A 16,135-nucleotide genomic window follows, 5' to 3' on the forward strand; every position below is an offset into this window, starting at 1 on the left:
ACATCGCCACCCGGCCGGAGCCGGGTGGCGATGTCAGGTCGGCCTCGGAGCGCTCAGCTCCGTGCCGGGGATCTCACGAGGAGATCAGAGCGTTCTCACGCAAGCACGGTGATGTTCGCGGCCTGGGGGCCCTTGGGGCCGTCCTGGGTCTCGAACTCGACGCGCTGGTTCTCCTCGAGGGAGCGGAACCCGCCGGAGTTGATCGCGGAGAAGTGCGCGAACACGTCCTTGGAGCCGTCCTCGGGGGTGATGAAGCCGAAGCCCTTGTCGGCGTTGAACCACTTCACGGTGCCAGTAGTCATGGGGAACCTGTCTTTCTGGGAAACGGAGCGTCCCCGGCGATCGGGGTGCTCGGGCGTTGCGATGCCTGCCAAAACGTCTTCTCAGAAAAACTGCCGCGCCCGGAATCGGGCGAACTGCTTGAACTGCAAGAACGAAACTTCAACAACTGGTCATGACTCTACAGGTGTTCGGCGAAAAGCACAGTGACGGACCCCACGTGCCCCGTGATCGCGCCGAGAGCGTTCCCTCGGCGGCCCCGCGTCCCTAGGCTGTGACCATGGCCACACCAGAGACCCGCACCCGGCCCACCGTCAACTCGGACATGGGGGAGGGGATCGGCCTGCACCGCTTCGGCAACGACCCGGAGCTGCTGCAGATCGTGGACCTCGCCAACGTCGCCTGCGGGTTCCACGCCGGGGACCCGGACATCATGTCCGCGACCGTGGCCGCCGCTGTGGCCCACGACGTCGCGATCGGTGCCCACCCCTCCCTCCCCGACCAGTGGGGCTTCGGCCGCCGTGCCATGGTGCTCACGCCGGAGGAGGTCGAGTCGCTGGTCCGCTACCAGGTGGGCGCCCTCACCGGCTTCCTGCTCCAGCACGGGGCCGACCTGCACCACCTCAAGCCGCACGGCTCGCTCTACGGGATGGTCGCCAAGGACCCGGCGCTGATGGAGGCGGTGGCCGCGGTGGCCGCCGACTACGGCGTCGGCGTGCTCGGGATGGCCGGCACCGCCCACGAGTCCGTGTGCGCCGAGCGCGGCGTGCCGTTCGTGGCCGAGCTCTACGTGGACCTGGACTACGACGCCGAGGGCGGGCTGATCATCCAGCGCACACCTCACGCCACCGACCCGCGCGCCGCCGCCGACAGGGTGACGCAGGCCCTGGCCGACGGGGTCGTGCGGGCCGAGGACGGCACGGAGCTGCCGATGCGGTTCGAGTCCGTCTGCGTGCACTCCGACGCCCCGGGGGCGCCCGCGGTGGCCCGCGCCGTCCGCGAGGCGATCGACGCCCGCCCGGGGCCGGGCACCTGACCCGCCCGTCCGCCGTCGTCGTCCGACCCGTTGTGCTCCGACCCACGTCTCCCGACCCGACCGAAAGGACCCGCACCATGGCCCAGATCCAGTCCCCGCTGCCCGGCGTCTTCTACCGCCGCCCCTCCCCCGACAAGGACCCGTTCGTGCAGGACGGCGACCCGGTGGAGACCGACCAGGTCATCGGTCTCATCGAGGTGATGAAGCAGTTCTCGGAGGTCCGCTCGGACGCCGCCGGCACGCTCCAGGCCTTCGAGGTGGAGGACGGCGACATGGTGAACCCGGGGGACGTCATCGCCGTCGTCGCGGAGAGCTGAGCCGTGCCGATCTCCACGCTCCTGGTGGCCAACCGGGGCGAGATCGCGGTCCGGATCCTGCGCTCGGCGCGGGAGATGGGCCTGCGCACCGTCCTGGCCGTGAGCGAGGCGGACCGGGAGTCGTTCGCGGCGGAGCTCGCCGACGACGTCGCCGTGGTCGGACCCGCCCCGGCCCAGAAGTCGTATCTGAACGCGGAGGCGCTCGTGGCCGCGGGCGTGGAGCACGGATGCGACGCGGTGCACCCCGGCTACGGGTTCCTCTCGGAGAACGCCGCATTCGCCCGGCGGGTGCAGGAGGCGGGGCTGACGTGGGTGGGCCCCTCCCCGGACGTCATCGACCTCATGGGCCACAAGACCCGGGCGCTGGAGGCCGCGATCGCGGCCGGGGTGCCCGTCCTCGCCGGGTCGAACGGCCCCCTGGAGGGCGACGACGACGCCGTCCTGGCGCTGGCCCGGGAGGTCGGCTATCCGCTGGTGATCAAGGCGTCGGCCGGTGGCGGCGGGCGCGGTATCCGACTGGTCCGCGCCGAGGAGGACCTGCTGCGGACCGTCGACACCGCCCGGTCCGAGGCCGGGGCGAGCTTCGGGGACCCCACGGTGTACCTGGAGCGGTTCGTGGAACGGGCCCGGCACGTGGAGGTCCAGGTCCTCGGTGACGGGCAGACGTTCCTGCACCTGGGCGACCGCGACTGCTCCCTGCAGCGCCGCTCGCAGAAGATCGTGGAGGAGGCCCCCGCCCCGGACCTGCCGGACGAGGTCCGCGAGCGCATCCGGGACTCCGCCGTGAACCTGGCCCGGCTCTGCTCCTACACCGGGGTGGGCACGGTCGAGTACCTCTACGACCCTGTCCGGCACGAGGCGGCGTTCATCGAGATGAACACCCGCCTGCAGGTGGAGCACCCGGTCACGGAGTTCGTCACCGGCGTGGACCTGGTCGCCGAGCAGCTCACGATCGCCTCGACGGGGCGGACGTCGCTGCGGCAGGAGGACATCCGCTTCGACGGGCACTCCGTGGAGTGCCGGATCAACGCCGAGGACCCGGACCGGAGGTTCCTGCCGAGCCCGGGCACGATCAGCCGCCTCGATTGGCCGGAGGGACCGGAGTACCGCGTGGACACCGGGGTGCGCGGCGGGGACGTCGTCGCCCCGTACTACGACTCGCTGCTGGCCAAGCTGATCGTGCACGGCGAGGACCGGGAGACGGCCGTGCAGCGGATGGGCGCGGCCCTGGCCGCCACGCACGTCGAGGGGATCCGGACCACGGTGCCGCTGCTCCGGCGGCTCGTGCTGGACCCGGTGTTCGCCGCCGTGGCGCACCACACCACCTGGATCGAGACCGAGCTGCTGAGCGACGAGCCCAGTGACAAGCCCAGCGAGGGGAACGCACCATGACCGAGACCCTGTACCTGCCCACCGCCCGGTACACGTGGGGCGGCGACGAGTTCCTGTTCGTGGAGTTCGACGAAGCGATGAACCTCACCGCCAACTACCTGGCCACCACCGTGGCCCAGGGACTCACCGCGCTGGAGCTGCCCGGCGTGGTGGACGTCTGCCCGGCCAACGCGTCCCTGCTGGTGCGCTTCGACCCGGACGTCCTGGCGGCCGAGGACCTGAAGCGGCGCACCCAGGAGCTCGAGGGCCAGGCCCGCGAGTCCACGCAGTACACCGCCGAGACCCGGATCATCGAGGTCCCCGTCTGGTACCAGGACCCCTACACCGCCGAGGTCGTGGCCCGCTTCCGCGAGGGCTACCACCAGGACCCCTCCGGCAGCGACCTCGACTACGCCGCGAAGGTCAACGGCCTCGCGGACGCCGCCGAGTTCATCCGGCGCCACCACGAGTCCCCGTGGCTGGTGTCCATGGTGGGGTTCGTGGCGGGGCTGCCGTTCATGTACCAGCTCGTTCCCCGGGACCGGCAGCTCGAGGTGCCCAAGTACCTCAGCCCCCGCACCGACACTCCCCCGCTGACCGTGGGGCACGGAGGGTGCTTCGCATGCATCTACTCGGTGCGCGGCGCCGGCGGGTACCAGATGTTCGGCATCGCCGCCGCGCCCATCTACGACCCCGAGCAGATCCTGCACGACTTCCGGGACTTCCTGATCCTGTTCAGGCCCGGGGACCTCGTGAAGTTCCGGCCAGTGGACGAGGCGGAGTACCGCTCCATCCAGCAGCAGGTCGAGGACGGCACCTGGCGGTACAAGCAGGCGCCCGTGACCCTCGACGTCGAAGCCGCGCTCGCCGACCCCGACACCTACAACCGCACCCTTCTGGAGGCCCTCGATGGCGCTGACGATTGAGCAGCCCGGACTGCTGACCACCGTCCAGGACCAGGGACGGATCGGGTACTACAACGTGGGCATCCCGCAGGGCGGGGCCATGGACCAGGAGTCCGCGCAGGCTGCGAACAAGCTGGTCGGCAACACCGCCGCCGAGGCCGTGCTCGAGTGCACCTACACGGGACCCGCCTTCACCGTGGACGCCCCGACGACGATCGCCGTGACCGGCGCGGACGTCCCCGTGATGGTCAACGGCGAGGAGCACCCGGCGTGGCGGCGGCTCGAGCTGGCCGCGGGCGACGCCGTGAAGTTCGGTGTGATCCGCGGCGGCTCCCGGTTCTACCTGGCCGTCCGCGGCGGCAGCGACGTGCCGGAGGTTCTCGGCTCGCGCTCCACCTACGCGATCGGGCGGCTGGGCGGGGTGGACGGCCGGAAGCTGGAGGCCGGGGACGTGGTGCCGGTGGGCGAGCCCACCGGCCTGCTGCCCGAGGTCGAGGAGATCCCGGAGCGCCTCCGGCCGGCCTTCGGGAAGTCGCTGGAGCTGCGGATCATGTGGGGCCTCTACGACCACCTGCTCACCGACGAGGGCCGGCGCCGGCTGGTCGAGGAGGAGTGGAAGCTGACCCCCGTGGCCGACCGCATGGGCCTGCGCTTCGAGGGTCCCGGCGTGGAGTGGACCCAGCGACGGCAGCCGTTCGGGGCCGGCTCGGACCCCTCGAACATCGTGGACGCCGGCTACGCCGTGGGCTCCATCCAGGTCCCCGGAGGCACCCAGCCGATCGTGCTGCACCGGGATGCGGTCTCCGGCGGCGGCTACGCCATGGTGGGCACCGTGATCTCCGCGGACATGGACCTGCTGGCCCGGGCCGCCCCGGGCACGGTGACCCGGTTCCGCGCGGTGTCCATGGCGGAGGCGCTGGAGGCGCGCCGGGAGCGGGCCGAGCGGCTGGAGCAGATCTGGGCGCTGTGACCGCTCACGAGCCCGGACGACACGGGGCGGTGCCTCGACGGCACCGCCCCGCCACCTCGCTCGCCGCCCGTGCAGCCCGGGGCCAGGTGGTCCTCGCCCGGCCTCGGGCTCCTCGAGCCTCTCCTAGGACAGTTCCAGTTCCCAGTCCTTGACGTCGGCCACGGGTGCGAGCAGGCTCGCGTCGAGTTCGTCGAGGGGCAGGTCCTTGCGCACCCGCCGGGGCCAGTCCCGGTTGGCCAGGGCGGCCTTGCCCAGGGCGACGACGTCGGCCGAGCCGTCGTTCAGCATGGAGAGGGCCGTCTCCGGGTCGTCCAGGTGACCGTTGGCGATCACCGGAAGGCCGGAGTGCTGCTTGGCCAGGGCCGCGAGCGACGGCCCCTCATCACCGAACGCCGGAGCGGTCGCCTTGTACTCCGTGGTGTGGATGAAGTCGATCCCGGTGGCTCCGAGGGTGGAGAAGATGGCCTCCGCCTCGTCGGCCCCGCCGCTCCACCGGTGGTCGTGGTCGCTGACCTTGGCCTGGGAGATCCGGATGCCCACCGCCGTCTCCGGACCCACGGCGTCGCGCACGGCCCGGCAGATCTCACCGGCGAACCGTACCCGGTTCGCCGGTGATCCTCCGTACTCGTCGGTCCTGAGGTTGAGGTAGTCGGTGAGGAACTGGTCGAGCAGGTACCCGTTGGCACCGTGGATCTCGACGCCGTCGAATCCGGCGTCCTCAGCGCGCAGCGCGGCGGCCACGAACCCCTGACGAACGTCCTCCATCTGTTCCGTCGTGATCTCCGCAGGCACGGGGTAGGGGCCCTCACCGCGGTAGAAGCCCAGCTGCTCGCCCTTGGGTGCCACTGCGGAGGGGCCGATCGTGGAGTCGACGAACCGGTTGCCCTGGGCCTGGGCACCCGCGTGCATGAGCTGGGCGAAGATCTTCGCGCCGGACGCATGGACGGCTCCGACCACGCCGCCCCACGCCTGTGCCTGCTCCTCGGTGGCGATCCCGGGCTGGAACAGATAACCCTGCCCGTAGGCGGCGTCGGGGTAGATCCCCTCAGTGATCAGCAGCCCGAAACCTCCGCGAGCGAAGGCCTCGTAGTAGGCGACCATGCGATCGGTGGCACTGCCCTCCGCCGTGGCGCTGATCCGGGTCATCGGAGCCAGTGCGACGCGATTCTCCAGTCGGGTGGGACCGATCTGCAGGGGGGACCAGAGCGGGGCGAGATCCGGCATGAGCATCTCCTTCGTCAGGGGTCAGTGGGTTGCTGGGTCGACGGCCGGGGAGACTTCCGGAGGGAAGCCGCCCCGGCGCGGTGGTCGTCGGCCCGCACGGTCGGCTGGATCTCCGGGGACAGGCTCACACGGTGTCGGCACTGAGCAGCAGCGCCCGCACGAGCCGCCCCGCGTCCATGGGCGGAGCGCTGGGTCGGGTTCCGTCGTCGAGGATCCGCTCGAACTCCGCGCCACCGTCGTCCGGAAGTGCCCGCCGGTCGACAAGGTGCTGGTCGACCAGGGCGTCGGCCAGCGTCTCGACGTCGGGGAAGACCTTCTGCGCCCCCGTCCGGGAGCCCAGCACCCACTGGTCACCGAGCACGGTGATCCTGGCGCGGCTCCCCACGCTGCGCCGCAGCTCCGCGAGGACGGCCGGCTTCATCCCGTTGAGGTTGATGTAGGCGGTCACCTTCGAGACCGCACGCCCTCCGGGGCATCCTGCGCACATCGCGATGGCTCCTCTCGGTCGGACTAGGGCATCACGTCGCCGCTGTTGGGACCCAGCGTCTGGCCGGTGTAGAGGTCACCGCCGGGCGAGGAGGCCAGCAGCAGGGCGGTGGGTGCCACCTCGTGGGCCTGGCCGAAGCGGCCGATGGGCAGCTCCGCCTGCTTGGCGGCCTTCCACTCCTCGGAGAGCCCCTCGATCAGCGGTGTCACGACGGGACCGGGCGCGATCGAGTTGACGAGGATGTTGTGCTCGGCGAGCTCCAGCGCCATGGCCTTCGTCATGCCGATCACCCCGGCCTTGGCCGCGACGTAGTGGGTCAGGCCGGTGCCGCCCTTGATGCCCAGTTGCGAGGCGATGTTGATGATCCGCCCGCCGCCGCGCTCGACCATGTGGGGTGCGGCCCAGCGCGCGGCCAGGAAGACACCCTTGAGGTCCACGGCGAGGACCTTGTCGAACGTGGCCTCGGTCATCTCCAGCAGCGGCGTCTCGTCGAGGATGCCGGCGGCGCTGACGAGGACGTCGATCCCGCCGAGCTCCTCGACGACCCTTCCCATCGCCTTCTGCACCGCCTCGCCGTCGGTGACGTCCACGGCGAAGGCTGTGGTGCGCCCCCCGAAGCTGCCGCTCTCCTGCGCGACGGCCGTGGCGTGCTGCTCGTCACGATCCAGCACGGCGATGTCCGCGCCCTCCTGGGCGAAGAGCATGGCGATCGCCGCGCCGATGCCGCTGCCGCCTCCGGTGACCACGGCGACCTTGCCGGTCAGTTGCTGTTCCATGTCTGCCTTTCCTGGAGAGCTCAGCTCGGCCAGCGGACGGTGAGCCCGCCGTCGACGACAAGCTGCTGCCCGGTGACGTAGGCCGAGTCGTCGCTGGTGAGGAAGCGGATGGTCCGGGCGGCCTCGTCGACGTTGCCGACCCTTCCCCACGGGATGATCGAGCCCGCGGCGTCGAGGCCCTCGCGGCCCAGCGAGTTCACCGGGTCCAGGGACTGCGGGCTCTCGATCAGTCCGGGGATGACGGCGTTGACGCGGATCTTCCGGGGCGCGAGCTCGACGGCCAGCGAACGGCACAGGCCGATGAGCCCCGATTTCGCCGCGGCGTAGTGGCTGTGCTCCTCCCAGCCGTAGACGCCACCGGCGATCGACGAGGTCGCGACCATCGCTCCGCCGTGGGTCATCCGCGTGCTGCAGGAGCGGAAGACGCGCATCACCCCGGAGAGGTCGACGGCCATCATGTCGTCCCACGCCTGGTCGGTCATCTCGGCCAGCGCGGCGCGGCGCAGGATGCCGGCCGCCGCCACCGAGATGTCCAGCCGGTCGTACTCGTCGAGCGCGGTCTGCGCCAGCGTCTCGGTGTCCTCGAAACTGCGCACGTCCATGGGGACAGCCGTGCAGCGTCCGCCCGCGGCCTCCACAGCGCGCACCGTGTCGGTGGCGTCGTGGGGGTCCGCCGGGAGGTAGCCGATGACGCTGTGCGCACCGGCCCGGGCGTAGGCGACCGCCAGCGCCCGGCCGATCCCGCTGCCGCCGCCGGAGATGACGGCGACCTTCCCCTCGAGTCCGTCGTCGCGGATCATGCGAACACCGTCGTCTTCTTGTGGGCGTCGTCGATGGTGCGGGTGCCGGCCATGCACAGCGCGGAGACCAGCAGGCCGCCGGTGCCGGCGACGATGGCCGCCCACTGCATCTCGATCTCGAGGAAGAGCAGCAGGCTCAGCACGCCGGACCCGGCGATGCCACCGAGGGGCGCCATGACGTGGGCGACGTTGGTGCCCATGCCGCGCACGTGGGCGGGGAAGGACTCGCCCATGTAGAACAGCAGGGCCGCGTAGGGACCGGTGAGGAAGAAGAGCGTGAGCGCGTACATCACGTAGATGAACCATGGGGTGCCGGGGCCGAGCAGCATGGCCAGGCTCACGATGCTGCCCGCGAACCAACCGAGGACGACGGCGCGTTTGCGGGTGATGCGGTCGCCCAGCCAGCCGTGGAAGACGTAGCCCACGAAGCCGACGGCGTTGGCCAGCACCAGGATGAAGAGCGCGTTCTCGAAGGTGACGTCCTTGGCCTCGACCAGCACCGTGGTGCCCAGCACGCCGAAGACCTGGATGGCGAACCAGTTGAAGAACCACGCCAGGGCCAGCAGGGTGGTGTGCTTGCGCAGCTCCGGCGTGAAGACGTCCTTGAAACCGGTCTTGTGGTGGCTGCCCTCCTCGAGATCGTGCTCGGCGGCCAGCCGGTGGGCTCCCTCGACGTCCCCGGCCGCACGGCGCCGCTGCACCTCCTGGATGGCGGCGAAGGTCGGGGACTCCGGCAGGCGCGAAGCCAGCAGCGCGACGAGCAGGGCCATCACCGCGGCGACGACGAAGCTCCAGCGCCAGCCGATGACAGGCAGCAGCAGGGCGGACATACCCGCCGCGACGAGCGCGCCCACGGGCCAGCCCCCCTGGACGAGGGAGTACATGAGGCCGCGGTTCTTGGCTTCCTTGTACATCTCGTTGAGGTAGACCGCGTTGACGACCTCCTCGGACATCGAGAACCCGGAGAAGGAGCGGATGATGATCAGGCTCACGGCACCGGCGGCCAGGCCGGTGAAGCCCGCCGCGGCCGCGCCGCCCAGCATGAGCACCACGAGCGCGTTCTTGCGGCCCATGCGGTCGATGATCGTGCCCACCGCCAGGGCGACGATGAAGATGCCGACGTGGGCGACAGTGTTGACCGCGGTGGCCTCGGCCGTGGTCCACCCGAAGTCCTCCGCGATGACGGGCAGCAGCGTGCCGAACAGGGTGAAGTCGTAGACGGACACGACCCAGGCGATGAAGCAGACGATGGAGACCTTCCGCACCATCTGCGGGGTGATCGTGACGTCCCAGGGCTCGACGTCGGGAGTCTTCTGGGAACGGGGTGCGGACATGGTGGTGGTTCCTTCGGACGAGCCGGATCAGCCGGCGTTGCGGGGATGGCGGGTGGCGAAGTCGCGGGCGACGTCCTCCATGAAGGCGAACTCGACACCGTCGTGGCCGGCGATGTGGTCGAAGAGGCGCTCGAGCATGAGCAGGTTCTGCGGGCGGCCGCAGACGTCCGGGTGGATGGTGAGCGGGAAGACGGCGTAGTCCATCTCCCGGTAGACCCAGTCGAACTGGTCCTTCCACAGCTGCTCGATGTCGCGCGGGGACACGAAGCCGTGGCTGTTGGGGCTGGACTTGATGAACATCATCGGGGGCAGGTCGTCGAGGTACCAGCTCGCGGGGATCTCGATGAGGTCGGTCTCCTCGCCGCGGACCAGCGGTTTCATCCACTCCTTGGCCGAGGCGGCGTCGTAGTCGATCTTGGTCCAGGTGTCGCCGACCCGCACGTAGTAGGGGGTGTGGTCGTTGTGCATCAGCGAGTGGTCGTAGAGGAAGCCGCGCTCGAGCAGGATCTCGTTGGTCACCCCGGAGAACTCCCACCAGGGCGCCACGTAGCCCACAGGCTTCTTCCCGGCGCGCCGCTCGATGAGGTCGGTGCAGTAGTCGAGGATCTCGGTCTCCTGCTGCCGGGTCATGGCGATGGGGTTCTCGTGGGAGTACCCGTGGACACCGATCTCGTGCCCGGCGGCGACGACGGCGTCGAACTCCTCCGGGAACGTCTCGATGGAGTGTCCCGGCCAGAACCAGGTCACCGGCATCTCCCGGCGCTGGGCCAGCTGGAGCAGTCGCGGCACGCCGACCTCGCCGGCGAACAGACCCCGGGAGATGTCCCCCGGGGAGTCCTCTCCTCCGTAGGAGCCGAGCCAGCCGCCGACGGCGTCCACGTCGATGCCGACGGACACGTAGATCTTCTTGGACATGATGTCTCCTCTGGTGGTGGTTGGGTGCCCTAGAGGTGGGCGGTGAACGCCTCGCGGAACTCGGCTGTCGAGGTCCCGAGGGAGAGCAGGAGGGCAGCGAGCAGGCGCGCCTGCAGGGGGTTGAGGTCCCCGGAGGGAACAGCGCCCGCGGCGACGAGGTCGGTGCCCCCGCCGTTGCCGTAGACCGGCACCACGGGCCCCCAGGGAGCACGGGTGCTGAGCACCACGACGCACCCGGCCGCCACCGCCCGGGCGACCGCCTCGGCGAAGCCGGGACCCGCGTTGCCGACGCCCGAGCCGGCCAGCACCACGGCGTGGGCACCGGAGTGCACGGCGAAGTCGAAGAGGTCGGGGGTGGCGCCGGTGTGTGCGGTGATGATCTCGACCCGTGTGGTGTCGAAGGCGACCGGCGGCACCGGCAGGTGCCGCCTGCGGACCGGCTTGGCCGTCACCACGAGTTCGGCCCCCGCCATGTGCGCGACCTCGGCCCCGCCCTGGAAGGGGTTGCTCGCGGTGGTGTGCGCCTTCCGCGCCCCGCGCGCCGAGCGGACCGTCCCGTCGAAGGAGATCAGCGCGCCGCTGTCGCGCAGGCCCGGGGACGCGGCGGCCAGCACTGCCTCCTCGACGTTGCGCGGTCCGTCCGGAGCGGGGCTGTCCGCGGGCTGCTGGGCGCCGGTGAGCACCGCGCTCTTGGGCGAGTCGTGCACCAGGTCCAGCAGGAACGCGGTTTCCTCCAGGGTGTCGGTCCCGTGCGTGACGACCACCCCCTCCGTGCCCGGATCGGCCAGCGCCTCCTGCGTCGCCTCGGCGATCAGCCGCAGGTCGGCCAGGCTCAGGCGGTAGCTGCCGGTGGTGAGGACGTCGCGGGACGAGACGGTCAGATCACCGTACTGGCCGCGGGCCAGCTCGGCAGCGGCGTCCGTGGCCACCGAGCCCCGGGCGCCGCTGCCGCGCGAGGCGATGGTCCCGCCGGTGCCGAGCAATTGGATGTGGGCCACTGCTGGCCTCCTCCCGTGAACGGTCCACCCGGTGGCCCGGGCAATTTACACAATCGAATGCCGCAATCGATTGTGTGAGATGTTGGAGTAGACCCTAGGTCGGATTTAAAGTGATGCGCAACACATTCACGCAGATTTAACGTCGGTTACTGTTTCGCAACAGCGACGAGGAGGTGGACATGGGCGCACGGCCGGCGGTCACACTGAAGGCCCTGGCGGGCGAGCTGGGCCTCAACGCGTCCACGGTCTCCCGGGTGCTCAACGACCCCAAGGGCCTGGACTCCAAGTGGGCCTCGCGGGACACCAAGGAGCGCATCTTCGCGCTCGCCGAGGAGCGCGGCTACCGCAAGAATCCCTACGCCGCCTCGCTGCGCACCGCCAAGTCGCACATGATCGGGGTGGTCGTACCCCGCCTGCAGGACTACGTCCTGGCCACGATGTACGAGGGCATCGACGAGGCCGCCTCCGAGCACGGCTACTTCACCGTGGTCTCCAACTCCCTGGACGACCCGACGGCCCACCGCGCCAAGGCCGAGAAGCTGCTGGACCGCCGGACGGACGGGATCGTGTTCGGCGACGCCCTGTTCGAGGACCCCTTCTTGGACGAGCTCGCCCAGCGAGGGGTGGCCTTCACACTGGTGAACCGCCGCTCCCCCGGGCACCGCTCCGTGACCTGCGACGACTACACCGGGGGACGCATGGTCGCCGAGCACCTCGTCGCCTCCGGTCGGAGGACCTTCGGCCTCATCGCCGGCAATCCGCAGGCCTCGACCTCGATCGACCGGTGCGCCGGCTTCCTGGACGCGCTCACCGAGCACGACATCGGCGTGGATCCGACCCGGATGGTCCCCGGCGGCTTCGACGCCCCGGCAGGCAGCCTGGCTGCGGAGCGGATCCTTGCCGCCGGACCGCTGCCCGAGGCGGTCTTCGCGGTCAACGACTTCGCGGCCATCGGCGCGCTCGGTGTGTTCGCCCGGGAGGGGATCAGGGTCCCGGGGGACATGGCCCTCGTCGGGTTCAACGACACGCCACTGGCCGGCAGCGTGGGGCTCACCACCGTGCGCTCCCCCATGCACCGCATCGGCCGGCAGGGCTTCGAGATGTTGATGGACGTCCTGGACGGCCGGGACGTGGAGAGCGTCCAGCTTCCCCCCGAGCTCGTCGTGCGCACGAGCGCCTGAGCATCGGATGCCCCCCGCACCGGAGGACGACCACGCCGTCGGGCGCGGGGCCCAATAGGCCGCCGCCGGGACCCGCCGCGCGGTGGCGCGGCGGGTCCCGGCCCGTCAGCCGCGGGCCCTGCGATGCACCGACTGCGGGCTCAGGTAGGCGCTGAGCCCTTCGACGCCGAACTCCACGCCCAGTCCGGAGTCTCCGCGCCCGCCGAAGGGCGCGGCATGGTTCGAGGCGAAGAAGTTGATGCCCACGGAACCCGTGTTCACCCGCCGCGCCACCTGGAGGGCACGGTCCTCGTCGGCGGAGAACACGATCCCGCCCAGGCCGAACGGGGTGTTGTTGGCGAGCTCGACCGCCTCGTCGACGTCCTGGTACTTCAGGACGGTGATGACGGGGCCGAAGATCTCCTCCCGGGCCACGGTCATGTCCGGGGTGACGTCGGCCAGCACCGTGGGCCGCACGAAGAACCCGGTGCCCTCGGCGGGGCCCCCGCCGACAACCACGCGGGCACCCTCCTCGCGGGCCGTGTCGAGGTAGCCCAGGACGATGTCGTACTGGCCCCGGTTGGCCATCGGCCCGAAGACCGTGGTCTCCTGCAGCGGGTCGCCCTGCTCGGCCTCGGCGATCGTCCGCCCCACCATCTCGACCACCTCCTCGTAGCGGCTCTCCGGGGCGAGGATGCGGGTGGAGATGTAGCAGGTCTGCCCGGTGTTGCGCATGCAGGAGCGGATCAGCACGGAGGACATGTGCTCGAGGTCGGCGTCCGGGAGCACGATCGCGGAGGACTTCCCGCCCAGCTCCAGCGTCACGGGCTTGAGCTGCTCCCCGCAGGCCGCGGCGATCTTCCGGCCCACGGGGGTGGAGCCGGTGAAGGCGACCTTGCGCACGAGCGGGTGGCGGACCAGCTGGTCGCCCATCCGGCCGTTGCCGGTGACCAGGTTGACGACCCCGGCGGGCACCCCGGCCGCGGCGAGGGCGTCGACGATGAACCGCACGGACAGCGGCGTGGGCGAGGCGGGCTTGATCACCACGGTGCACCCGGCCAGCAGGGCGGGGGCGAGCTTGGCCACGACCAGGTTGATCGGGAAGTTCCACGGGGCGATGAGCGCGCACACCCCCACGGGGTCCCGGTACACGCTGGTCTCTCCGGCCCCGTTGGGGAACGGGCGCACGTCCTCGGCCTCCAGCCACGGGGCCAGGGACGCGAAGTAGCGGAAGATCCCGGCGGCGTTGGCCGCGGCGCCGAGCGTCTCTGAGATCGGGGAGCCGTTCTCGCGGGTGTTGGTGAGGGCCATCGGCTCGCGGCGGGCCTCGATCTCCTCCGCCGCGCGCACCAGGAACCCCGCGCGCGCCGAGGGGGTCAGCGCCGCCCATCGGGCGAAGGCTCGGTCGGCGGCGCTCACCGCACGGTCGAGGTCCTCCGCGGTCGCGTTGGGCACGGACGCCCAGACCTCCTCGGTTGTGGGGTCGACGACGTCGTTGCGCTGCTCGCCGGTCGAGCGGACATAGGCGCCGTCGATGAAGTGGTCGTCGACGTGGGCGTAGGGCAGCTCCGGCTCCGCGCGGGTGCCGGGCACGGTGGTGGCGGTCATCGCAGGACGCTCGCTTTCAGGAGGGCCCGGGAGCGGGCCAGGTCGGTCTCGGCCATCCGGCGGGCGGCCGAGGTCTGCAGCTCGGGGATGATCTCCGCCTCGAGCCGGTCCATGTAGGCAGCGGGGGTCATCTTGAACCAGTTGTGCGCCAGTGCGATCCCGGTGTGGTCGAAGCGCCACAGCCGGTCGGCGTCCCGGACGAGCGAGTCCTCCAGGGACCTCGGCTCGGGCCGGGTGTCGTGGCCGTCGATGATGGCGGTCACCCGGGCGATGAAGGCGTCGTCGTAGCCCAGCTCCGGGAGGATCTCCTCGGCGATCAGGCATCCCTGGCGCTCGTGCTCGTAGCGGATGTCGGCCTTGCGCCAGTCCCCCGAGAAGCCCTCGGAGAGGATGCGCTCCTCGTCCACCCGCCCCCAGCCGGTGTCGTGGAGCAGGATCGTCACGCGCACCACGAGCGCGTCCGCCTCGGGGTGGACCGTGCACAGCCGCTCGGCGTAGGCCAGTGAGATGGGCAGGTGGATGTCGTTGCTGCGAGCGCGGGTCTCGGGCACGACCCGCGCCCAGATCGGGTCGAGGTCGGTGGCCGTCGACGGCGTCGTGCTGATGGGCGAGGTGTCGACCGTCAGGGCGGTGTCGATGGGCATGGGGGTCAGCTCCTGGGAGTCGAGGAAAGGGGTGCGGGGGAGCCGGCGACGGCCATCTCCTTGAGCCGCCGGTCCGTGTCGGAGGCCTCGTCGGCCGGAACGGTCAGGCCCTTGGTGAGGGCGGCCTTCACGTCCAGGAAGTCGACTCCGCTGTTGACGCAGTCGGCGGCGATCAGCCGGCCCTCGCGGTAGTACAGCACGCACAGCTTCCCGTCGCTGCCGTCGCGGCGGACCACGGTGCGGTCGTGGCCGACGGACAGTCCGGCGATCTGCAGCTTGTGCGAGCCCTGGTTCGACCAGAACCAGGGGATGGAGCGGTACTCCTCGCGGCGGCCGGTGAGCGAGTACGCGGCGACCTTGGCGTGCTCCACCGCGTTGTTGACGCTCTCCAGGCGCAACCGCTCGTCGGCGGGGGCGCCGGGGATCGGGTTGGGCATGTTGGCGCAGTCGCCGATGGCCACGGTGTGGCCGTCGGAGGCCAGGGCGTACTCGTCCACCCGGATGCCGTTCTCGCACTCCAGGCCCATGGCCTCGGCGAGTTCGGTGTTGGGCACCACGCCGATGCCGACCAGCACGATGTCGGCCGGGACCAGGGTGCCGTCGCCGAGCTCGATGCGCGTGACGTGCCCGTCCTCGCCGACGATCCGGGACAGTTGCACGCCGAGCTGCACGTCGATGCCGGCGGCGCGGTGGGCGTCGAGGAAGAACTGCGAGGTCTCCTCCCCCACCGCGCGGCCGATCAGCCGGGGGCCGACCTCCAGGACCGTGACCTGCTTTCCCATGGCGTGGGCGCTGGCGGCGGCCTCGAGGCCGATGAACCCGCCGCCGATGACCACGAGGTGCTCGGCGGAGGGCATCTGCGCCTTGAGCTCGAGGGCGTCGTCGGCGTTGCGCAGGTAGAGCACCCCGTCCAGGTCGTTGCCGTCGAGCTCGAGCCGGCGGGCGCGGGCGCCGACGGTCAGCGCGAGCCGGTCGAAGGAGAACTCCCTCCCGGAGGCGGCGTGGGCCGTTCCGGAGCCGTCCGGGTTCTTCTCGATCCGCTCGATCCGCTCGCCCTGGACCACCTCGATCCGGTGGTCGTCCCAGTACTGCCGGGCGCGGAAGATCAGCTTCTCCTTGTCGACCTTGTCCTGCAGGAAGTCCTTGGACAGGGCCGGGCGCTGGTAGGGGCGGTGGTCCTCCTCGCCCAGCAGGGTGATGGGTTCCTCCCAGCCCAGGGCCCGGAGGGAGCCGGCGAGGGCGACGCCGGACTGGCTGGCGCCGATGACGAGCAGTCCGTGGTTCCGGTGCTGGTTCGCGTGTTCGGTCATG

Annotated in this window: 17 protein-coding genes; 6 read left to right on the plus strand and 11 right to left on the minus strand. The window is 70.9% G+C overall.

Translation table 11 applies throughout. The annotated features are described in order from the left end of the window. Positions 1–95: 95 nt before the first annotated feature. A complete protein-coding gene (cspE, locus tag ACH9D2_RS05045) occupies positions 96–302 on the minus strand; it encodes a transcription antiterminator/RNA stability regulator CspE (RefSeq protein ID WP_035923571.1) in 207 nt (68 codons plus the stop codon). A 257-nt stretch (positions 303–559) separates the two neighbouring features. On the opposite strand from cspE, the gene ACH9D2_RS05050 reads away from it, so the two are divergent. The 5 genes from ACH9D2_RS05050 (at position 560) to ACH9D2_RS05070 (ending at position 4,878) form a co-directional block, all read left to right on the plus strand. After that, entirely contained in the window at positions 560–1,315 is a 756-nt protein-coding gene (locus ACH9D2_RS05050) for a 5-oxoprolinase subunit PxpA (protein ID WP_396361662.1), read from the plus strand. Positions 1,316–1,392: 77 nt separating this feature from the next. After that, positions 1,393–1,632, plus strand: coding sequence for an acetyl-CoA carboxylase (locus ACH9D2_RS05055; RefSeq protein WP_396361663.1), 240 nt, complete (start codon positions 1,393–1,395; stop codon positions 1,630–1,632). Between the two features lie 3 nt (positions 1,633–1,635). Next, complete coding sequence (locus tag ACH9D2_RS05060) at positions 1,636–3,024, plus strand: ATP-binding protein (RefSeq protein WP_396361664.1); 1,389 nt, start codon at positions 1,636–1,638, stop codon at positions 3,022–3,024. Continuing rightward, positions 3,021–3,929 (plus strand): carboxyltransferase domain-containing protein, encoded by a 909-nt coding sequence (locus ACH9D2_RS05065; RefSeq protein WP_396361665.1) that lies wholly within the window; start codon positions 3,021–3,023, stop codon positions 3,927–3,929. The genes ACH9D2_RS05060 and ACH9D2_RS05065 overlap by 4 nt, the downstream gene beginning before the upstream one ends. Then, positions 3,913–4,878, plus strand: a complete 966-nt coding sequence (locus ACH9D2_RS05070) for a 5-oxoprolinase/urea amidolyase family protein (RefSeq protein WP_396361666.1) — start codon at positions 3,913–3,915, stop codon at positions 4,876–4,878. Before ACH9D2_RS05065 ends, ACH9D2_RS05070 begins: the two co-directional genes overlap by 17 nt. A 123-nt stretch (positions 4,879–5,001) precedes the next feature. On the opposite strand, the gene ACH9D2_RS05075 is transcribed toward ACH9D2_RS05070, so the two are convergent. From ACH9D2_RS05075 to ACH9D2_RS05105, 7 genes are all read right to left on the minus strand, one after another. Beyond that, entirely contained in the window at positions 5,002–6,102 is a 1,101-nt protein-coding gene (locus ACH9D2_RS05075) for an oxidoreductase (protein WP_396361667.1), read from the minus strand. A gap of 124 nt (positions 6,103–6,226) precedes the next feature. Beyond that, positions 6,227–6,589 carry a hypothetical protein gene (locus tag ACH9D2_RS05080; protein ID WP_396361668.1) on the minus strand — a complete coding sequence of 121 codons (363 nt, stop codon included), beginning with the start codon at positions 6,587–6,589 and terminating at the stop codon, positions 6,227–6,229. A 23-nt stretch (positions 6,590–6,612) separates the two neighbouring features. Continuing rightward, entirely contained in the window at positions 6,613–7,365 is a 753-nt protein-coding gene (locus tag ACH9D2_RS05085) for an SDR family NAD(P)-dependent oxidoreductase (RefSeq protein WP_396361669.1), read from the minus strand. 20 nt (positions 7,366–7,385) lie between these two features. Beyond that, a complete protein-coding gene (locus ACH9D2_RS05090) occupies positions 7,386–8,165 on the minus strand; it encodes an SDR family NAD(P)-dependent oxidoreductase (protein ID WP_396361670.1) in 780 nt (259 codons plus the stop codon). Continuing rightward, complete coding sequence (locus tag ACH9D2_RS05095) at positions 8,162–9,499, minus strand: MFS transporter (RefSeq protein ID WP_396361671.1); 1,338 nt, start codon at positions 9,497–9,499, stop codon at positions 8,162–8,164. The genes ACH9D2_RS05090 and ACH9D2_RS05095 overlap by 4 nt, the downstream gene beginning before the upstream one ends. 27 nt (positions 9,500–9,526) lie before the next feature. Further along, the gene (locus tag ACH9D2_RS05100; RefSeq protein WP_396361672.1) at positions 9,527–10,414 is read right to left on the minus strand and encodes a polysaccharide deacetylase family protein; all 888 of its coding nucleotides are present in this window, start codon (positions 10,412–10,414) and stop codon (positions 9,527–9,529) included. A gap of 29 nt (positions 10,415–10,443) precedes the next feature. Then, on the minus strand, positions 10,444–11,412 hold the full coding sequence (locus ACH9D2_RS05105; protein ID WP_396361673.1) for an asparaginase domain-containing protein: 969 nt from the start codon (positions 11,410–11,412) through the stop codon (positions 10,444–10,446). A gap of 179 nt (positions 11,413–11,591) precedes the next feature. On the opposite strand from ACH9D2_RS05105, the gene ACH9D2_RS05110 reads away from it, so the two are divergent. Beyond that, the gene (locus ACH9D2_RS05110) at positions 11,592–12,593 is read left to right on the plus strand and encodes a LacI family DNA-binding transcriptional regulator (RefSeq protein WP_396361674.1); all 1,002 of its coding nucleotides are present in this window, start codon (positions 11,592–11,594) and stop codon (positions 12,591–12,593) included. A 105-nt stretch (positions 12,594–12,698) separates the two neighbouring features. Here ACH9D2_RS05110 and ACH9D2_RS05115 read toward each other — a convergent pair whose 3' ends face one another. The 3 genes from ACH9D2_RS05115 to ACH9D2_RS05125 are packed head-to-tail and all read right to left on the minus strand — an operon-like array spanning position 12,699 to position 16,134. After that, positions 12,699–14,180 (minus strand): aldehyde dehydrogenase family protein, encoded by a 1,482-nt coding sequence (locus tag ACH9D2_RS05115; RefSeq protein ID WP_396361675.1) that lies wholly within the window; start codon positions 14,178–14,180, stop codon positions 12,699–12,701. Then, complete coding sequence (locus tag ACH9D2_RS05120; RefSeq protein WP_396361676.1) at positions 14,177–14,824, minus strand: HD domain-containing protein; 648 nt, start codon at positions 14,822–14,824, stop codon at positions 14,177–14,179. Before ACH9D2_RS05120 ends, ACH9D2_RS05115 begins: the two co-directional genes overlap by 4 nt. Before the next feature lie 5 nt (positions 14,825–14,829). Then, on the minus strand, positions 14,830–16,134 hold the full coding sequence (locus tag ACH9D2_RS05125; RefSeq protein ID WP_396361677.1) for an FAD-dependent oxidoreductase: 1,305 nt from the start codon (positions 16,132–16,134) through the stop codon (positions 14,830–14,832). Between the last annotated feature and the right edge of the window lies 1 nt (position 16,135).

Source organism: Kocuria rhizosphaericola (assembly GCF_044462205.1).
In the GTDB taxonomy this organism is placed as follows: domain Bacteria; phylum Actinomycetota; class Actinomycetes; order Actinomycetales; family Micrococcaceae; genus Kocuria; species Kocuria rhizosphaericola.